Raw genomic sequence first — 18,579 nt, 5'->3', positions numbered from 1 at the left:
AATGGGTTTTCTTGATATTCTATATTTTATCGTACCAATTACAATTTCATACGCAGCGCCTCTAATTTTCACTGCGATTGGTGGGGTTTTCTCTGAACGCGCTGGTGTTGTTAACATCGGACTTGAAGGATTAATGGTCATGGGCGCTTTCATCGGAATAATATTTAATTTAACTTTCGCTGGTACCTTTGGTGCTTGGACTCCGTGGTTAGCTTTACTGGCTGCAATGATTGTTTCAGCAATCTTTTCAATCATGCATGCAGTCGCATCGATTACTTTCCGAGCAGATCAAGTTGTATCGGGTGTTGCAATAAATATGCTAGGTATCGCAGTTGCTTTGTTTACGGTGAAATTAATCTTCGGAAAAGGGCAGACCGACTTTATTCAAAGAAGTATTCCGCGCTTTAATGTTCCGTTTTTAGAAGATATTCCGTTTCTTGGCCCTTTGTTTTTTAAAGGGATCTACGGTTCTTCTATATTAGCCATTCTTTTAGCTGTATTAGCATGGTTTGTTATTTACAAAATGCCGTTTGGTCTCCGCTTGCGGTCTGTTGGAGAACATCCGTTAGCTGCGGATACAATGGGGATTAACGTGACGAAAATCCGCTATATTGCAGTTATCATTTCCGGTGGTCTTGCTGGTATTGGCGGTGCAATTTATTCACAAACGATGACGAATGACTTTGGACACGCAACGATTAATGGACAAGGTTTTATGGCCCTAGCTGCGATGATTTTCGGGAAATGGCATCCAATCGGTGCAATGGGTGCAGCCTTATTTTTCGGATTTGCACAGGCACTTGCGATTAGTGCGCCTTCCATTGAATTTTTGAAAAATGTTCCAACAGTTTATTTACACATCTTGCCATACGTTCTGACAATTTTAGCACTTGCCGGATTTATCGGTCGAGCAACTGCACCAAAAGCAAGTGGGCAACCATATATTAAAGGACAACGGTAAGAAATAGGAAGCTACTTTGGAAGCCATTTTAAACTTTCAAAGTAGTTTTTTCCATTGTTTAGGGTATTTTTCATTCGAGTAATTTGCATGAAGTATGACTTGGAATGTATAGTGATGTGAGTATGACTCATATTAACAAAAACAGAGGTGTTTTGAATGTTTACAAAAAATCGGTTGGAACAAGGCGTAACATTATATACCAAGAAGTCGACTCAATTTAAGACTGTAAATTTTGCGATCAAATGGAAAAGTAATTTAAATGTGGAAGATGCAGCTGCCCGAGCAGTACTTGCAAACGTACTAGAAGATTCGAACGGGAAATATCCGACACAAACCGCACTTCGCAATAAGTTGGATGATTTATATGGAACAATCATGTACACGAATGTGGCTAAGCGTGGAGATACGCATATCCTGTCATTGAATGTGGAATGTGTGAATGACGAATACCTAGCAGAAGGCGGCATTTTGGAAGAAGCCATCGAATTATTAGGTTCAGTTGTTTTTAACCCGAATCTAGAGGATGGAAGTTTCAAATCAGACATTGTTGAACGAGAGAAAAAATCGGTAAGAGAAAGAATTCGCTCACAATATGATAACAAGACTAGTTACGCACAGCAACGTATGCTTGAGGTTTTGCGTCCGAATAGCCCGATTTCTACAAACTCCGATGGTACTGAAGAAGCGGTAGACAAAGTTACTCCGGAAAGTTTGTTGGACACATACAACGCTATGATTACACAGGATACGGTGGATATCTATATCGCTGGCGATATTGATGAAACAGAAATTACAGAAAAACTAAAAGCAGTCTTGTCGTTTAATAGTCGACCCGAGCGTAAAATCGAAACGTTTAAGACAACTGAAAAAATCGATCGCAAAGAAGCTGAACATGTTCGGGAAAAGCAAGATATGAAACAAGGTAAACTTCATTTGGGTTTCAGCACACCAATTACAATTCATCATCCAGATTACACAAAAATGCAGGTGATGAACGGGGTGTTCGGTGGTTTTGCCCACAGTAAGTTATTTATGAATGTTCGTGAAAAAGAAAGTATGGCTTATTACGCATCTAGTTCATATGCTTCCCATTATGGGCTGATCTCAGTAATGGCTGGAATCGATGCTAAACTAGAAGAAAAAGCCGTTTCACTTATAAAGGAACAACTATTGGCTCTTCAAAAAGGTGAAGTAACGGATCTTGAATTAGACCAAACAAAAGCTTTACTGACAAATAGTATTACGAGCACTTTTGATTCTGCAAGAGGACAAATTGAAGTGTACGATCAATTTAAAGAACTTGATGAGGACTTTACTGCGGATTATCTGATTGACAAATGGCATGCTGTAACCAAAGATGATATGAAAAAGATGGCAAAAGACATTCAATTGGAAGTTGTTTATTTGTTGTCAGGTAAGGAGGACAATGCGAATGAATAAAGTACACTTTGATAATTTGCAGGAAACTTTATATAATGAAAAACTGGAAAATGGTCTTGATGTCTATATATTACCAAAACGTGGATTTTCTAAGACCTATGTAACATTTACAACGAAATATGGTTCCATTGATCGAACGTTTATTCCACACGGGAAAAGTGAAGAAGTGACTGTGCCAGATGGCATTGCCCATTTCCTTGAACATAAATTATTTGAAAAAGAAGACGGCGATGTTTTTCAAGATTTTAGTGTACTTGGTGGTTCAGCAAATGCGTTCACATCGTTTACGAGAACTTCTTATCTTTTTTCAGCAACAGATAAATTATATGAGAATACAAAAGTCCTCCTGGATTTTGTTCAAGAACCATATTTTACTCAGGCAACAGTTGAAAAAGAAAAAGGGATTATTGGACAAGAAATAACCATGTATGATGACCAACCAGATTGGCGCATGTATTTCGGTATGATTGAAAATATGTATCATGAGCATCCTGTCAAAATTGATATTGCAGGAACGATTGAATCGATTGATGAGATTACTGCTGAACATTTATATGAATGCTATGAAACGTTTTATCATCCTTCCAACATGGTGTTATTTGTCGTAGGTAATGTAAATCCAGAAGAAATGATGAATTTCATAAAAGAAAATCAAAATAAAAAATCATTTAATCAAGCAGAAGAAATTGTACGGAATTTTCCGGATGAATCGGATACTGTGGCGATTCCTGAACGTACACTTACGATGGACGTTACCAAACCAAAACTTAGTTTTGGAATGAAAAGCACAGATACAGACGTTTCTGATGTAGAAATGTTGAAACGCGAACTAGCCTCAGATTTAGTGCTTGATGTTTTATTCGGAAGATCTTCTGAATTTTATACGAATGCCTATAAAAATGGGTTGATTGATGAATCCTATTCCTATAGCTTTATGCTGGAAAACGGATTTGGCTTTTCTATGATTTCATCGGACTCCGAAAATCCAGAGGATCTAGAAAAAGCAATTCGAGCGACGATGAAGGAAGCAACTGCGGCTTGGCCAATTAAGGCCGAAGACCTTGATCGACAAAGGAAGCGTAAAATCGGTCAGTTTATGCGCTCGTTAAATTCTATTGAATTTATTGCAAACCAATTTACACGGTATTTATTTAATGACATGAACTTATTTGACGTAGTGCCGACACTTGAAAAAATGACGCTTGATGATTTAAAACATGCTTTCTCGCTCTTTAATAATGAAGACGGGTTTACGGTATTCACAGTTCTTCCTGCAGAAAAAGAAAATGCATAATCCACGATTCGCAGTTATCTTAGGTGCATCCGGCGAGATTGGTCAGGCGATTAGTCGCAATCTCGCTTCACTTGGTTGGTCACTATACCTCCATTATAACGAAGGTGAATCGGAAGCTGAAAGACTACAAGTTGCATTAAAAGAGCAGTACCCAGACCTTGTTTTTCAAATGGTTCAAGCGGATTTTTCATCTAGTAATGCTGCAAATGTCTTAGCTAAACAGCTAGCAGAAGTCCACGCTGTCATTGTGGCGAATGGCCAATCTATGTATAAATTGCTTTCTGAAACAACGACTTCGGATATGGATGCGCTGTGGAAGGTTCATGTACAAAACCCTGCGCAATTGATCGGATTGGTGTCATCAAAACTTCGTCTTAGTCCTCTATCTTATATCGTTTTCATCGGTTCTATCTGGGGTAATACAGGTGCCGCAGGAGAAGTTATGTATTCAGCGGTAAAAGGTGCTCAACATGCATTCGTGAAAGCCTATGCAAAAGAATCCGCATATGCAGGAATTCGTGTCAACGCAGTTGCACCGGGGTGGATTGAAACACGTATGAATGATGCAATCCCCGAAGATGAGCGCCGAATGGTGCTAGATGAGATTCCACTTATGAAAGTAGGAACACCCGAAAATGTAGCAGACGCAGTAGAGTTTCTTCTCAGTGGTAAAGCGGATTATATGACTGGAGAAATTTTAAAAGTTAACGGTGGCTGGTATATTTAATATGGCTATTTTGATACGATAATTTATCGCATATCTCTATCCATTTACTTTATTCCTTTTCTTACTGTCATGAATCCGTTATTATGGAACTATATCCGTTTTAAAACGTCTTTAATAATCGGAAGGGGTGTGTCGATTGGGAAAATGGTATCTCGAATATGAAATTCAAGTGAACCGTCCAGGACTACTCGGAGATATTTCATCACTGCTAGGGATGTTGAGGGTCAATATTACAACAATCAATAGTGTGGATGGTGGACACGAGAGAAAAGATGGCGGAATGCACAGGGGACTATTATTAACGACCGATGATGATGCACAAATCCGACGTTTTGAACAAATTGCTTCAACTATGGAAACGATTAAAATTAAAAAACTTCGAGAACCAAAGCTGAGCGATATTCTTGCGGTGCGCCATGGCCGTTATATATTAAGAGATTCCGAAGATCGTAAAACATTTAGGTTTCTTCGGAGTGAACTCGGAATTCTTGTTGACTTTATGGCGGAGTTATTTAAAGAAGAAGGCCATAAATTAGTCGGAATCCGTGGCATGCCTCGTGTTGGGAAAACTGAATCAGTTGTTGCCGCAAGTGTTTGTGCGAACAAAAAATGGATTTTTCTTTCTTCAACGATGATAAAACAAACGGTTAGGAACACTTTAGCCGGTGATGAATTCTCGAAAGATAATATTTTTATTTTAGATGGAATTGTTTCGCGAAAAGCAACTGATGAGCGTCATTTACAGCTTGTACGGGAAATGATGCGAATTCCATCTATTAAAGTGGTTGAGCATCCAGATATATTTGTCCAGCATTCAGAGTACAATATTGAAGACTTTGATTACATTATTGAATTGCGAACAGAACATGATCAAGAAATTACATACGAAATGATGGAGAAAAACAACATGATGTCCGATCGGGGATCAATGGGTGGATTCGACATCTTTAACCTTTGATAGATAGGTAGGTGTTATACGTGACTGGACTAGGTGACCGTCTCCGAGAGGCGAGAAAAGCGAAAGGTTACTCACTAGATGATTTACAATCAATAACAAAGATACAAAAACGATATTTGTCGGGAATCGAAAATGAAGAGTTTGGGTCCATGCCGGGCTCATTTTACGTCAGAGCATTTATAAAGCAGTATGCAGAAGCGGTCGGCTTAGATGCAGACGAGATGCTTTTATTATATAAAGATAGCTCCGGAAAACTGGAGTTAAAAGAAGAAGAAGTTCAACAAGCCCCACAAATATTATCACGTCGTAGTAGCTCAAGAAACAACCGATTCAATGAAGTACTGCCGAAAATTATTGTGGCATTATTTATAATTGTCATCATCGCTGTCGTTTATTTTTTAAATAAGAATAACGTTGCCAATAAAACCCCGGAAATCGAGGAAGATACTTCGATAATTGTGGAAAAGGATAATCCTGAAGATACAAATCAAGATGAAGAAGAAGTTATAGAAGATGATACAGAAGAAGATACTGAGAATACTGAAGAACCATTGGCTCAACAGGAATTAGTACACGAAAGTGATGCTGGTGAGGATTCATTCTTCAGACTGACAAATACTGAAGAATTCAAACTCGATATTCGTGCGAGTGGTGATTCTTGGATTGGCATATTAGACCGTTCAAACACAGAGCGAATGCCACAACCAAGAGGTGCTTATACATTAGCGGCAGGCGATTCAGTCGAAGTTGATGTTACAGATACGGATAGGGTACGAATTCGTGTTGGTCGCACAGCGTCGATAGAAATATACGTAAACGGCGAACTGCTTGAATATGCAAGCGAGCGTACGACACAAAACATTATTATAGAATATGAGAAAGAATAATAGTCATCTACTTAGATGACTATTTTCTTTAAAAGGATAGGTGCCTTAGATGAATTTACCAAATAAAATTACAGTTTCCCGAATTTTACTCATTCCGATTTTCATGCTTTTCATGCTTGTCGATTTTAATTTTGGAACAGTTACTCTTCTTAATACAGAGATTCTAACGAGCCATTTGATTGGTGGCTTAATATTTATATTTGCCTCTATTACTGATTGGTTGGACGGTTACATAGCTAGAAAATATGAACTCATAACGAATATGGGGAAATTCCTCGATCCACTTGCCGATAAATTACTCGTATCAGCTGCATTTATTATATTAGTTGACCTTGGCACGGCTGCATCATGGATTGTGATCGTAATCATTAGTCGTGAGTTTGCGGTTACAGGACTTCGCCTAATCCTCGCTGGTGGTGGGGAAGTTGTCGCAGCAAATCAGCTTGGAAAGATCAAAACGGTCACACAAATAATCGCGATTATTTCACTATTATTTAATAATATCTATTTCGAATCAATCGGTGTACCTTTTGGAACAATCATGCTTTACATCGCATTGTTTTTCACTGTTTGGTCTGGCGTTGACTATTTTTATAAAAACAGACGTATTTTACTTGAATCTATGTAAGGGGAGATTAAGTTTATGAAAGTTGAAATTATTGCAGTTGGCTCGGAATTATTACTCGGACAAATTACAAATACAAATGCAACCTTCATCTCTTCTCGTCTTGCTGAAATAGGTGCCGATGTTTATTTTCACACAGTTGTTGGCGACAATCCTAAGCGGTTAGAAGAAGCAATTTTAATTGCGGAGAAGCGTGCAGATATTCTGATCTTTTCAGGTGGACTCGGACCTACTAAAGACGATATGACAAAAGAGACCATTGCAAAACATATAGGTGCTTCTCTTGTAAGTGACGAAGTTGCACTTGAACATATAGAACAGTACTTTAAGCGAAGCAAGCGAGAGATGACAGAAAACAATAAGAAACAAGCACTCGTCATAGAAGGCGCAACAGTTTTACAAAATCGTACTGGGATGGCTCCAGGAATGGCAATCAACAAAGAGGGTATTCAATTTATTTTACTGCCTGGACCTCCACATGAAATGCAGCCTATGTTCGCTGACGAAGTCATTCCATATTTGCTTGGCGTTAACGGCAACAAAGAAGTGATTACATCGCGCGTTTTAAAATTTTATGGAATTGGTGAAGCAGAACTCGAACACCGTATTCAAGCGGTCTTAGAAAAACAATCCAATCCAACAGTCGCGCCTTTAGCAACAGCTGAGGCCGTTACATTACGCATTACAGCTAAAGCCAATACAATTGATGCAGCCAACCAATTGATTGACCCTGTGGAAGAAGAAATCCGATCAATCGTTGGTGAATTTGTCTACGGTGTGGATGATGATACTTTATCTTCAAAAGTGGTCGAACTTTTAAAGGGAAAAGGTTACTCACTATCTGCGGCAGAAAGTTTAACGGCTGGTTTATTTCTAGCTGAACTTGCAAACGAGCCGGGAATTAGTGGAACGCTTTTTGGTGGAGTAATTGTTTATGATGAAGATGCAAAAGTAAAACAGCTAGATGTAGACCCTGCAATGTTAGAAGAATTCGGTATCGTGAGTAAGGAATGTGCAGAAGCACTAGCATTTCAGGTTCAACAGAAATTTAATACAGATGTAGGAATTGGAATAACAGGTGCAGCGGGACCGACGCCACATGATGGGGAACCAGTAGGCAGTGTATGGATAGGTATTGCTTTACCAAACGCAAAGCCTGAAACATATAAGCTTCTGTTATCGGGATCGAGGAATAATAACCGTATCCGTTCCGCACGTTTCGCCTTATATTACTTAATAAAGGAACTTTCAAAGTAAAAGAGCCGAAAAAATATTTTGAGGGTAATTTTCATGTGAAAATATAATTATAAACGACTTTTACGATACAAAATTTAAGTTTGATAAAATGTTATCGAATAAACGTTCGCTTTTCTGTTGTTTATTTTAACTAGAAAAGGTATACTTATAGTAGATAGAAAATGAGGATGTTATTTTAGGGAGGAAATCGATTTGAAAAATCGTAAAGCAGCTTTAGATATGGCGTTAAAACAAATTGAAAAACAATTTGGTAAAGGTTCAGTCATGAAACTCGGTGAAAAAACGGACCGGAAAATATCGACAACATCAAGTGGATCACTTTCACTCGACATTGCATTAGGAGTTGGCGGATATCCACGTGGTCGTGTAGTAGAAATTTATGGCCCAGAGAGTTCTGGTAAAACGACTGTTTCACTACATGCAATTGCCGCAGCACAAGCAGAAGGCGGAACAGCTGCTTTTATTGATGCAGAGCATGCACTAGATCCTGAATATGCAAAACGTCTTGGTGTTGATATAGATGAACTATTATTATCACAGCCAGATACAGGTGAACAGGCTCTTGAGATTTGTGAGGCACTTGTTCGTAGTGGTGCAGTTGACATCATTGTTATCGACTCCGTTGCCGCGCTTGTTCCAAAAGCAGAAATTGAAGGAGAAATGGGTGACTCGCATGTAGGTTTGCAAGCACGCCTAATGTCTCAAGCACTCCGTAAGTTATCAGGCGCTATTAATAAATCAAGAACGAACGCAATATTTATCAACCAGATCCGTGAAAAAGTCGGCGTTATGTTTGGTAGCCCAGAAGTGACTCCAGGTGGACGTGCACTGAAGTTCTATGCATCCGTTCGAATCGACGTCCGCCGTGGAGAAGCGATAAAAAATGGTACTGAAATTGTCGGGAACAAGACGCGTGTAAGAGTTGTTAAAAACAAAGTTGCACCGCCATTCCGTCTTGCTGAAGTGGATATTATGTACGGTTTAGGAATTTCAAAAGAAGGAGAACTTGTAGATCTCGGTACTGAAGTAGAAGTAGTTCAGAAAAGCGGCTCGTGGTATTCATACAACGGTGAGCGTCTAGGACAAGGTCGAGAAAATGCAAAGCAATTTTTGATGGAAAATCCAGACATTAGAAAAGAAATAGATACGAAAATTAGAGAGTTTTATAATTTCGGTGGAGAAGCTGAAGTCATTGAAGGTCATGATGTAGATGACGCAGCTGAGGAACAAGAGCTTGAATTACTAATTGAAGAAGAAAAAAAATAATGTAAGTCGACTGGTTCACTCTTAAAAGGGTGAACTTTTTTTGTGAGGAAAATGGTGTTATGTATTGATATATTCCTACAACGCAAGTGATTGTATTTGTAAAAATAAATTCGTGAGAAGGAAATTTCTGCGTATTGGTCTTCGCAAATTGTTCATGACGGACTTGTGTTCCTTGACATGCGATTTTTACAAAGATACAATTAGAACTGTATACCTTATACTCCAAACCATTAATATAGGCAGTATGTTGTAAGTTGATATACGAGCCGACTGAAAATGAAAAGAATAGCAATTAGGAGGTGACCAGAATGACTGATATTATCATCTCCGCTTTGCTCGGTTTCTTTGTCGGTGCTCTTGTTATCTATTTTGTTAATAAAAAAGTGAATGATTCAAAAGTGACAGGTGCCAAATACTCGGCAGAAACAATTGTCGAGGAGGCCAAACGTGAAGCGGAGGCCGTGAAAAGAGAGGCACTACTGGAAGCGAAAGATGAAACTCACAAACTGAGAATTGAAGCGGAAGCTGAAATCCGCGAACGACGGTCTGAATTGCAAAAACAAGAAAATCGTCATTTGCAGCGGGAAGAACATCTTGACCGTAAAGATAATGCTCTCAACAAAAGAGAAGCGGGTCTTGAGCGCAAAGAAGAAGCGCTTACCGAAAGACAACAGCATATTGAACAGATGGAACGTAAAGCGGAAGATCTTGTTAACGTTCAACAAACTGAACTCGAAAGAATTTCATCTTTAACACGTGAAGAGGCAAAACAAGTGATTCTGGGTGAAGTTGAGAAAGAACTTGCGACAGACATCGCCGTTATGACGAAAGAGTCCGAGTTGCAGGCGAAAGAAGAATCTGACAAAAAAGCGCGAGAAATCCTTTCAATTGCATTACAGCGTTTTGCAGCAGACCATGTAGCTGAAACAACGGTATCTGTGGTTAACTTGCCAAACGATGAAATGAAAGGCCGAATAATAGGGCGCGAAGGACGAAACATTCGTACACTTGAAACGCTCACTGGTATCGATTTAATCATTGATGATACACCAGAAGCTGTCGTTTTATCAGGGTTCGATCCAGTTCGTCGGGAAACGGCTCGACTCGCACTTGAAAAGCTTGTACAAGATGGTCGAATTCACCCAGCACGAATTGAAGAAATGGTGGACAAGTCAAGGCGTGAAGTTGATGAACTCATCCGTGAAACAGGCGAACAAACTTCATTTGATATTGGCATTCACAATCTTCATCCAGATCTTATTAAGATTCTTGGTCGATTGCGTTTCCGTACAAGTTATGGACAAAACGTGCTTAAGCACTCAACGGAAGTCGCGTATCTTACAGGACTCTTAGCAGCAGAACTTGGAGAAGATGTAACACTTGCAAGACGTGCTGGATTACTTCATGATATTGGAAAAGCAATTGACCATGAAGTTGAAGGAAGCCATGTCGAAATTGGTGTAGAGCTTGCGACGAAATACAAGGAACATCCAGTTGTCATTAATAGTATTGCATCCCATCACGGAGATACAGAAGCGACATCGGTTATCGCGGTACTTGTGGCAGCAGCTGATGCGTTATCTGCAGCTAGACCAGGTGCACGAAGTGAAACGCTTGAAAATTATATTCGACGTTTGCAAAAACTCGAAGAAATTTCAGAATCATACGAAGGCGTAGAGAAGTCTTTTGCCATTCAAGCAGGTCGTGAAGTACGGATTATTGTTCGTCCAGATCAGATTGATGACATTACAGCGCATCGTCTCGCTAGGGATATTCGAAAAAGAATTGAAGAAGAACTTGATTATCCGGGTCATATAAAAGTAACAGTCATTCGTGAAACACGTGCGGTTGACTACGCAAAATGATCAAGTGAAACTTCAATCAGTAGGGGCTTCAAGGAAGAATGCAATTCAATTCTTCTCCATTCAAGGAAGAATGCAAGTCATTTCTTCCCTACTGATTGTTAGTTGAACCAATGGGGCATTTATGGTCAGTTGCCCTACAGGGGCTTACTGAACGTTAATGCGGGATAAAGGCTTCCGGGATTTAATATCCCGAAGCCTTTTTCCTTTTATCAACGAAAAAAAGAAAGGGGTCTTTTAATGAAAATCGTATTTATTGGTGATATTGTCGGCTCGCTTGGACGAGATATGTTGTCTCGCTATTTACCACGTCTAAAACGGAAGTACACACCAGATGTCGTTATTGCGAACGGAGAAAATGCTGCAGCTGGTCGAGGGATTACGAAAGCAATATTTGACGATATGCTTCGTTCTGGTGTCGACGTTGTAACGATGGGAAACCATACTTGGGATCAGAAAGAAATTTATGATTTCATTGATGAAACGGATTATTTAATACGTCCAGCAAACTTTTCAGACGAAGCACCTGGTCGAGGAATGACGACGGTTTCGCGTAACGGCGTTACCTTATCAGTTATAAATTTGCACGGGAGAACTTTTTTACCCCCTCATGGTGATCCATTTGCAAAAGCTGATGAACTTTTAGAAGAAGCACAGGAAATTTCACCACTTGTTTTTGTCGATTTTCATGCAGAAGCAACGAGTGAAAAAATTGCGATGGGCTTTCATCTTGATGGTAGGGCTTCAGTAGTCGTAGGAACGCACACGCATGTCCAGACAGCGGATGATCGGATTCTCCCTAAAGGAACAGCCTATTTAACAGATGCGGGTATGACAGGCCCATACGACGAAATTCTAGGTATGAAAAAAGAAGATGTGATTTATCGTTTTCAAACAAATATGCCAGTCCGATTCGAAGTTCCGAAAAGTGGACGGGTACAATTAAACGGCATGTTCGTAGAATTGGATGATAAAACAGGGAAAGCCATTCAAGTTGAAAGAATTATGATTAATGATGACAAACCATTCGAAAGCTAAGTTGAGTCTAAACGAGTCCTTTTTCTCATAGGATGGGCTATGGACGTATCCGTTCCATAGACATCGGAAAACAAGGAGGAATAATGGTGAATCCATTGAAAGTCTCATCTCGCTCGAATCCAAATTCAGTTGCTGGTGCGCTCGTTGCAGTCATCCGAGAACAGGGGTATGCTGAAATGCAAGCTGTAGGAGCGGGTGCACTCAATCAAGCAGTGAAGGCAATTGCAATTGCACGGGGGTTTGTTGCGCCAAGCGGATCTGATCTTACCTGTGCGCCAGCATTCACCGATATCATGATTAATGGTGAGGGACGGACGGCTTTGAAATTGCTCGTTGAAAAGCGAACACGTGGGGCAGCCCACAACGATATGTAATGAAAAACTACGGGGATCATTAAATCTCCGTAGTTTTTTTATTTATCTAAGGAATATAGTTCTATTACTTCTTTTGCAGTGATTATTTTGTCAAAAGGTAAGAAACGGCTGTAAACTTCCTTGAAATTGACAACACCTTCAAATTCATCATTCAGCTCAAAGATATCCAGTATTGTTACAAAGCTCCAAGTAGTAAGACCACCCACGGCATTTTCATAAGTTTCGTCAACATAGTGATCAAGAATTATTTGTTCGATTTTTTCTTTACTCTTGGCTTCTAATAATATTATAGATTCTTCAAACGTTTTTGATGGGTAATCGTTTGGTTTTACAGTTGATTCCAGCAATAATTTTACCGAAAATAATTTCATTAATGATCCCTCCGATGATTATCGTCGTTGAAACCATTTTACCATAAGGTGTTCTTCCTATGATTTAACTGTGACAAACAATCGACAAAAGACGAACAAATAACCCTCTCCTTGTAAAAGCGTCACCAAGTTAAGTATAATAAGATACGTATGAAATCGTTCCCGAGAAACTGTCGGAAAGGGGATTCAAAATCATGAATGAAGAACAGCGCATAAATGCCGGGCAGATTAAGTCTGGCTTAGTGAATAAAGAAGAGAAGATTGAAAAAGACTATAGTCAATATTTCCAAACAGTTTATAAACAACCAGACTTAAAGAAAGCAAGAAAACGTGGCGGTGAAGAAGTCGCGTACTTCGATGACTTTGAAATCGAAGAGCGTTTTCAAAATATGGGGATTGGCCGAAAGTTTTATATTCGAACATATGGCTGCCAAATGAATGAGCACGACACAGAAGTTATGGCAGGTATTTTTACAGCACTTGGCTATGAAGTAACGGATACGGTTGAAGATGCCAATATTATTCTGTTAAACACTTGTGCGATTCGTGAAAACGCAGAAAACAAAGTGTTCGGAGAGCTCGGACATTTAAAACCACTGAAACAACGTAATCCAGATGTCTTAATCGGCGTTTGCGGTTGTATGTCGCAAGAAGAATCTGTTGTCAACAAAATACTTAAGACTTATGACCAAGTCGATATGATTTTCGGTACACATAATATTCATAGATTACCTAATATTATACATGAAGCTTATATGTCAAAAGAAATGGTCATCGAAGTATGGTCTAAAGAAGGCGACATTATTGAGAACCTTCCAAAAGTACGACATGGGGAAATTAAAGCATGGGTCAATATTATGTACGGATGCGACAAGTTTTGTACATATTGCATCGTGCCGTATACGCGCGGAAAAGAGCGGAGTCGTAGACCTGAAGATATTATTCAAGAGATTCGACATCTCGCTGCCGAGGGCTATAAAGAAATTACATTACTTGGGCAAAACGTCAATGCTTACGGAAAAGACTTTGATGATTTGCATTATCGTTTAGGCGATTTAATGGATGACTTACGAAAAATTGATATTCCACGAGTACGTTTCACAACAAGTCATCCGAGAGACTTTGATGATCATTTAATCGAAGTACTAGCCAAAGGCGGAAACCTTGTGGAACATATTCATTTACCGGTACAATCAGGTTCTACTTCAATTTTAAAAATTATGGGTAGAATTTATTCGCGAGAAGAATATCTTGAACTCGTGCGCAAAATAAAAGTTGCAATTCCAGATGTATCGTTAACAACGGATATCATTGTAGGATTCCCGAATGAGACCGATGAGCAATTTGAGGACACAATGACGTTATATGAGGAAGTCGGATTTGAAACGGCTTATACGTATATCTATTCCCCACGTGATGGTACACCAGCTGAGAAGATGGCGGATAATATTCCGATGGATGTAAAAAAAGCAAGACTTCAGCGTTTAAACAAACTTGTTAATGATTATTCATTAAAAGCAATGGAACAATTTGAAGGCCAGACTGTCGAAGTTCTTGTTGAAGGTGAAAGTAAACGTAATGATGAAGTCCTTTCTGGATATACGAGAAAGAACAAACTCGTAAACTTCAGAGCCCCTAAGGATGTAATCGGAAAACTTGTCCATGTAAAAATAACTGATGCGAAAACATGGTCGCTCGACGGCGAATTTATCGGCGTTGCTGAAAAGAAAGAGGTTGTATTATAATGGAAAAAAGATATACAAAAGATGAAATTATTGCTAAAGCGAAAGAGATTGCGTTAATGATTGCCAATACGGAGGAAGTTGACTTTTTCAAACGTGCTGAAGCGCAGATCAATGAGAACAAAACAATACGAGAAAACATTGCGAGCTTAAAGTCATTACAGAAACAAGCAGTGAATTTTCAACAGTATGGAAAAGAAAGAGCATTGGAAATTATTGAAGGTAAGATTGATAAAATTCAAGAAGATATCGATACAGTTCCAATCGTTCAAGAGTTTAAACAGTCACAAGGTGAAGTAAATGATTTACTGCAACTTGTTTCAACAACAATTGCGAACGGTGTAACGAATGAAGTGATCACCTCAACTGATGGCGATTTACTACGCGGCGAAACGGGCTCATACGTAAAAAATACAACGTACAACAATTAATTAGCAAATAGAAATCGACGGGATTAAATTCCTGTCGATTTTTTCACTCTCTAGGCTCCTGTCGCATAAGATAAATTGAAGCGAATGGAGGAGGAAGAGAACTGAAGAATTTACGTCAAATCGTGACTAAGGCAATCGTTGCTAAAGGGAAGAATAGGACTGAATCAAAAGAAACATTAAATCCGCCAAACAAGCCGACAAGTATTCTTGGTTGCTGGGTTATCAATCACACTCATCAGGCAAAAAAATCTGGGAAGTACGTCGAAGTCTCGGGTAAGTTCGATATAAATGTTTGGTATTCCCATAATAATCACTCGAAGACTTCGGTGTTTACAGAAACGATCACCTATAAAGACCGAATTCGATTACATTATCGGGACGAACCGACATCTAGAATTGAAGAAGTGATTGTGGATGTCATTCAACATCCAAATTGTACAGAAGCAACCATTTCAGACTGCGGTGAAAAATTTGTTATTTCTGTAGAACGTGAATTAGTCGCAGAAGTTGTTGGAGAAACAAAAGTTTGCGTAAGTGTTCATCCACACACGTTTGAGGAAGAGTGGCCAGACCGAGCAGAATCATCGAGTCACGGACATGGACACAAACATGGGCATGGTGAACATGAAAAAGACCATAAAACGGGAAAAGGAACGTCGCCATTCTAAAAAGCCTATTGAAATCTTTCTAGAAACTTAGTAAGTCGGGCATATAAACCCGACTTTTTTTCGTATTACTAAAATCTTTGATATAATGAAGAAAACATAATGTAATTGTGAGGGTACATAATGACAGCTTATACACCGATGATCCAACAATATTTAAAAATAAAATCAGAACATGAAGATGCTTTTTTATTTTTTAGACTTGGCGATTTCTATGAAATGTTCTTTGGGGATGCAGAGGCGGCATCTCAAATACTTGAAATAACATTAACAAGTCGAGATGCGAGTCAAGGTGAACGTATTCCGATGTGTGGTGTTCCTTATCATGCTGCCGCAGGATATATTGAAACCCTTGTTAGAAAAGGCTACAAAGTCGCTATTTGCGAACAAACTGAAGATCCCCGAGTTGCAAAAGGAATTGTTAGGCGTGAAGTAATTCGGATAGTTACACCTGGAACGATGACTGAAGGAAAAAGCATGGATACAAATACGAATCATTTTATAGGTTCGGCAGCAATTATCACTAGCGGCATATATGCACTCGCTTATTTGGATTTATCAACAGGTGAAGGGAAAGTTCAATATGTAGAAGGGGATGAAAGGACACTTATCTCTGAAATCGATGCGCTGGCGATGAAAGAAGTGGTTGTTGCGGAAGGATTACATATTGCTTTAAATGATAGTATGGCAAAGCGAAATATTACTTTATCTATTGAATATAGTAAAGATTCATTGGAGCGCCAGGAAAATATTCCCAGTGATGTAACTGAAGCGTGTAATAACCTGATTTCATATGTAAAGAGAACGCAAAAAACAACGTTAGCGCATATCCGTCCATTTGAATTTATTGAAAAACAAGGTAAGTTGTCTATCGATGCAAATTCAATGCGTAATTTAGAACTCGTACAATCAATTCGTAACGGTTCAAAAGAAGGTACATTGTATTGGTTGTTAGATGAAACCGTGACAGCAATGGGTGCACGGAAACTTAAAATGTGGATTCACCAACCGCTTTCAGAGCAAATAAAAATAGAAAATAGATTGAATACAGTAACAGAACTTATCGAAGACTATTTTTTAAGTGACGAACTCAAAACTAACCTACGAGAAGTCTATGATTTAGAGAGATTAGCCGGTCGAATTTCAATGGGATCAGCGAATGGACGAGACCTGGCGCAACTGCGAAATTCCTTACGCCAAGTCCCTCAGTTAAAAGATGGGCTTTTGAATTCAGATAAAGCGCTTCTTACACAATTCGCAGAAAAAATTAATGTTTGTCAAGATGCAAGAGACATACTAGAAACATCGATTGCCGAACATCCGCCGATTACTGTAAAAGAAGGCGGCGTTATTAAAGACGGTTACAATGAAAAGCTCGATACATACCGAGATGCTGCTAGAAATGGAAAAGACTGGTTAGCGGAATTAGAACAACAAGAGCGTGAAAGAACAGGCATTAAAAACTTAAAGATTGGTTATAATCGTGTATTTGGATACTATATTGAAATTACGAAATCGAATATCCATTTAGCGGATCTAAATCGCTATGAACGAAAACAGACATTGGCCAATGCGGAGCGTTATATAACTCCTGAATTAAAAGAAAAAGAAGATTTAATCTTGAATGCTGAAGCGGATGCCTTAGAACTTGAATATGAATTGTTTAGTAAGGTCCGTGATTCAATGCAAGTTCATATACGACAAGTTCAAGAACTCGCCTCGGTATTAAGTGAATTAGACGTTCTTTTATCTTTTGCGACAGTTGCAGAAAAACAAAACTATGTAAAACCGACTTTCCATGATGGGAAAGGGTTAGAAATAAAGAATGGGAGACATCCTGTTGTAGAGAAAATGATGGATCATTCACTATATGTACCCAATCATTGTGTGTTATTAGATGAAGCAAATATGCTGCTCATAACAGGACCAAATATGTCGGGTAAAAGTACTTATATGCGACAAGTTGCCTTGACTGTCGTCATGGCGCAGATTGGCTGCTATGTACCATGTGACAGTGCTGTGCTTCCTGTAACTGATCAAATCTTCACACGCATTGGTGCTGCAGACGATCTAGCATCAGGACAGAGTACATTTATGATGGAAATGATGGAATCTCAACATGCGATTGCTAATGCAACGAATAGGAGTCTGCTTTTATTCGATGAAATTGGTAGAGGTACTTCTACGTATGACGGCATGTCATTAGCGCAAGCAATGATGGAACATATACATGATGAAATTGGTGCAAACACATTGTTTTCAACGCATTATCACGAATTAACATCACTCGATACGAAATTGGATCGACTTGAAAATGTACATGTTGCTGCAATGGAACAAGACGGTAAAGTCGTCTTTCTTCATAAGGTAATGAAAGGTGCTGCTGATAAAAGTTATGGAATTTACGTTGCAGATCTCGCAGGGTTACCAACACAGTTATTGGACCGAGCAAAAGAGCTGCTCCAGACTTTTGAAAACAACAAAGCCGTACCGACGATTACCGATGAACCACAACAAATGGTGTTTTTCGATATGATGGAAGAAGAGCCCATATTGTCTAAAGAAAAACAAGAAGTTCTCGATAGCTTAGAAGCAGCGGACTTATTAAATATGACACCACTACACGCCATGCAGTATGTCTTTGATTTGAAAGAGAAACTCCGCTTAGCGAAAGGGTGAAC

At 39.1% G+C, this 18,579-nt stretch carries 17 protein-coding genes; 16 read left to right on the top strand and 1 reads right to left on the bottom strand.

The window, feature by feature from the left end; genetic code table 11:
* Position 1: 1 nt before the first annotated feature.
* The 12 genes from AC25Y1_RS03640 to AC25Y1_RS03585 all read left to right on the top strand — a co-directional run bounded on the left by AC25Y1_RS03640 (position 2) and on the right by AC25Y1_RS03585 (position 12,689).
* On the top strand, positions 2-961 hold the full coding sequence (locus AC25Y1_RS03640) for an ABC transporter permease (protein ID WP_488146584.1): 960 nt from the start codon (positions 2-4) through the stop codon (positions 959-961).
* 156 nt (positions 962-1,117) lie between these two features.
* Positions 1,118-2,401, top strand: a complete 1,284-nt coding sequence (gene yfmF / locus AC25Y1_RS03635) for an EF-P 5-aminopentanol modification-associated protein YfmF (protein WP_488146583.1) — start codon at positions 1,118-1,120, stop codon at positions 2,399-2,401.
* Complete coding sequence (yfmH, locus tag AC25Y1_RS03630; protein WP_488146582.1) at positions 2,394-3,695, top strand: EF-P 5-aminopentanol modification-associated protein YfmH; 1,302 nt, start codon at positions 2,394-2,396, stop codon at positions 3,693-3,695. Before yfmF ends, yfmH begins: the two co-directional genes overlap by 8 nt.
* On the top strand, positions 3,688-4,422 hold the full coding sequence (gene ymfI / locus AC25Y1_RS03625) for an elongation factor P 5-aminopentanone reductase (protein ID WP_488146581.1): 735 nt from the start codon (positions 3,688-3,690) through the stop codon (positions 4,420-4,422). Before yfmH ends, ymfI begins: the two co-directional genes overlap by 8 nt.
* Positions 4,423-4,558: 136 nt before the next feature.
* Positions 4,559-5,380, top strand: a complete 822-nt coding sequence (locus AC25Y1_RS03620) for a DUF3388 domain-containing protein (protein WP_488146580.1) — start codon at positions 4,559-4,561, stop codon at positions 5,378-5,380.
* A 20-nt stretch (positions 5,381-5,400) separates the two neighbouring features.
* The gene (locus AC25Y1_RS03615) at positions 5,401-6,267 is read left to right on the top strand and encodes a helix-turn-helix domain-containing protein (RefSeq protein WP_488146579.1); all 867 of its coding nucleotides are present in this window, start codon (positions 5,401-5,403) and stop codon (positions 6,265-6,267) included.
* Between the two features lie 49 nt (positions 6,268-6,316).
* Entirely contained in the window at positions 6,317-6,895 is a 579-nt protein-coding gene (gene pgsA, locus AC25Y1_RS03610) for a CDP-diacylglycerol--glycerol-3-phosphate 3-phosphatidyltransferase (protein ID WP_488146578.1), read from the top strand.
* 15 nt (positions 6,896-6,910) lie between these two features.
* Positions 6,911-8,149 carry a competence/damage-inducible protein A gene (locus AC25Y1_RS03605; protein WP_488146577.1) on the top strand — a complete coding sequence of 413 codons (1,239 nt, stop codon included), beginning with the start codon at positions 6,911-6,913 and terminating at the stop codon, positions 8,147-8,149.
* 192 nt (positions 8,150-8,341) lie between these two features.
* Positions 8,342-9,415 (top strand): recombinase RecA, encoded by a 1,074-nt coding sequence (gene recA, locus AC25Y1_RS03600; RefSeq protein WP_488146576.1) that lies wholly within the window; start codon positions 8,342-8,344, stop codon positions 9,413-9,415.
* A 308-nt stretch (positions 9,416-9,723) separates the two neighbouring features.
* Positions 9,724-11,280 (top strand): ribonuclease Y, encoded by a 1,557-nt coding sequence (gene rny, locus AC25Y1_RS03595; RefSeq protein WP_488146575.1) that lies wholly within the window; start codon positions 9,724-9,726, stop codon positions 11,278-11,280.
* 237 nt (positions 11,281-11,517) lie between these two features.
* On the top strand, positions 11,518-12,315 hold the full coding sequence (locus AC25Y1_RS03590) for a TIGR00282 family metallophosphoesterase (RefSeq protein ID WP_488146574.1): 798 nt from the start codon (positions 11,518-11,520) through the stop codon (positions 12,313-12,315).
* Positions 12,316-12,401: 86 nt separating this feature from the next.
* Complete coding sequence (locus tag AC25Y1_RS03585; RefSeq protein WP_488146573.1) at positions 12,402-12,689, top strand: stage V sporulation protein S; 288 nt, start codon at positions 12,402-12,404, stop codon at positions 12,687-12,689.
* A gap of 38 nt (positions 12,690-12,727) precedes the next feature.
* Here AC25Y1_RS03585 and AC25Y1_RS03580 read toward each other — a convergent pair whose 3' ends face one another.
* The gene (locus tag AC25Y1_RS03580) at positions 12,728-13,060 is read right to left on the bottom strand and encodes a DUF4288 domain-containing protein (RefSeq protein ID WP_488146572.1); all 333 of its coding nucleotides are present in this window, start codon (positions 13,058-13,060) and stop codon (positions 12,728-12,730) included.
* A 194-nt stretch (positions 13,061-13,254) separates the two neighbouring features.
* Here AC25Y1_RS03580 and miaB point away from each other — a divergent pair, with 194 nt between their 5' ends.
* The 4 genes from miaB (at position 13,255) to mutS (ending at position 18,577) form a co-directional block, all read left to right on the top strand.
* Positions 13,255-14,805, top strand: a complete 1,551-nt coding sequence (gene miaB, locus AC25Y1_RS03575) for a tRNA (N6-isopentenyl adenosine(37)-C2)-methylthiotransferase MiaB (RefSeq protein WP_488146571.1) — start codon at positions 13,255-13,257, stop codon at positions 14,803-14,805.
* Complete coding sequence (locus AC25Y1_RS03570) at positions 14,805-15,233, top strand: YlbF/YmcA family competence regulator (protein WP_488146570.1); 429 nt, start codon at positions 14,805-14,807, stop codon at positions 15,231-15,233. Before miaB ends, AC25Y1_RS03570 begins: the two co-directional genes overlap by 1 nt.
* Positions 15,234-15,355: 122 nt before the next feature.
* Positions 15,356-15,901 (top strand): outer spore coat protein CotE, encoded by a 546-nt coding sequence (cotE, locus tag AC25Y1_RS03565; protein WP_488146569.1) that lies wholly within the window; start codon positions 15,356-15,358, stop codon positions 15,899-15,901.
* Between the two features lie 120 nt (positions 15,902-16,021).
* Positions 16,022-18,577 carry a DNA mismatch repair protein MutS gene (gene mutS, locus AC25Y1_RS03560; RefSeq protein ID WP_488146568.1) on the top strand — a complete coding sequence of 852 codons (2,556 nt, stop codon included), beginning with the start codon at positions 16,022-16,024 and terminating at the stop codon, positions 18,575-18,577.
* The last annotated feature ends 2 nt before the right edge of the window (positions 18,578-18,579 follow it).

It is taken from the genome of Sporosarcina sp. Y1009, assembly GCF_057669865.1.
Note: the sequence above shows the minus strand (reverse complement) of the source record. Positions and strands in the feature narration are given on the sequence as shown.

Coding starts and splice junctions, on each gene's coding strand:
- AC25Y1_RS03640 (WP_488146584.1), top strand. CDS start 2: ATGGGTTTTCTTGATATTCTATATTTTATCGTACCAATTACAATTTCA.
- yfmF (WP_488146583.1), top strand. CDS start 1,118: ATGTTTACAAAAAATCGGTTGGAACAAGGCGTAACATTATATACCAAG.
- yfmH (WP_488146582.1), top strand. CDS start 2,394: ATGAATAAAGTACACTTTGATAATTTGCAGGAAACTTTATATAATGAA.
- ymfI (WP_488146581.1), top strand. CDS start 3,688: ATGCATAATCCACGATTCGCAGTTATCTTAGGTGCATCCGGCGAGATT.
- pgsA (WP_488146578.1), top strand. CDS start 6,317: ATGAATTTACCAAATAAAATTACAGTTTCCCGAATTTTACTCATTCCG.
- AC25Y1_RS03605 (WP_488146577.1), top strand. CDS start 6,911: ATGAAAGTTGAAATTATTGCAGTTGGCTCGGAATTATTACTCGGACAA.
- rny (WP_488146575.1), top strand. CDS start 9,724: ATGACTGATATTATCATCTCCGCTTTGCTCGGTTTCTTTGTCGGTGCT.
- AC25Y1_RS03590 (WP_488146574.1), top strand. CDS start 11,518: ATGAAAATCGTATTTATTGGTGATATTGTCGGCTCGCTTGGACGAGAT.
- AC25Y1_RS03580 (WP_488146572.1), bottom strand. CDS start 13,060: ATGAAATTATTTTCGGTAAAATTATTGCTGGAATCAACTGTAAAACCA.
- miaB (WP_488146571.1), top strand. CDS start 13,255: ATGAATGAAGAACAGCGCATAAATGCCGGGCAGATTAAGTCTGGCTTA.
- AC25Y1_RS03570 (WP_488146570.1), top strand. CDS start 14,805: ATGGAAAAAAGATATACAAAAGATGAAATTATTGCTAAAGCGAAAGAG.
- mutS (WP_488146568.1), top strand. CDS start 16,022: ATGACAGCTTATACACCGATGATCCAACAATATTTAAAAATAAAATCA.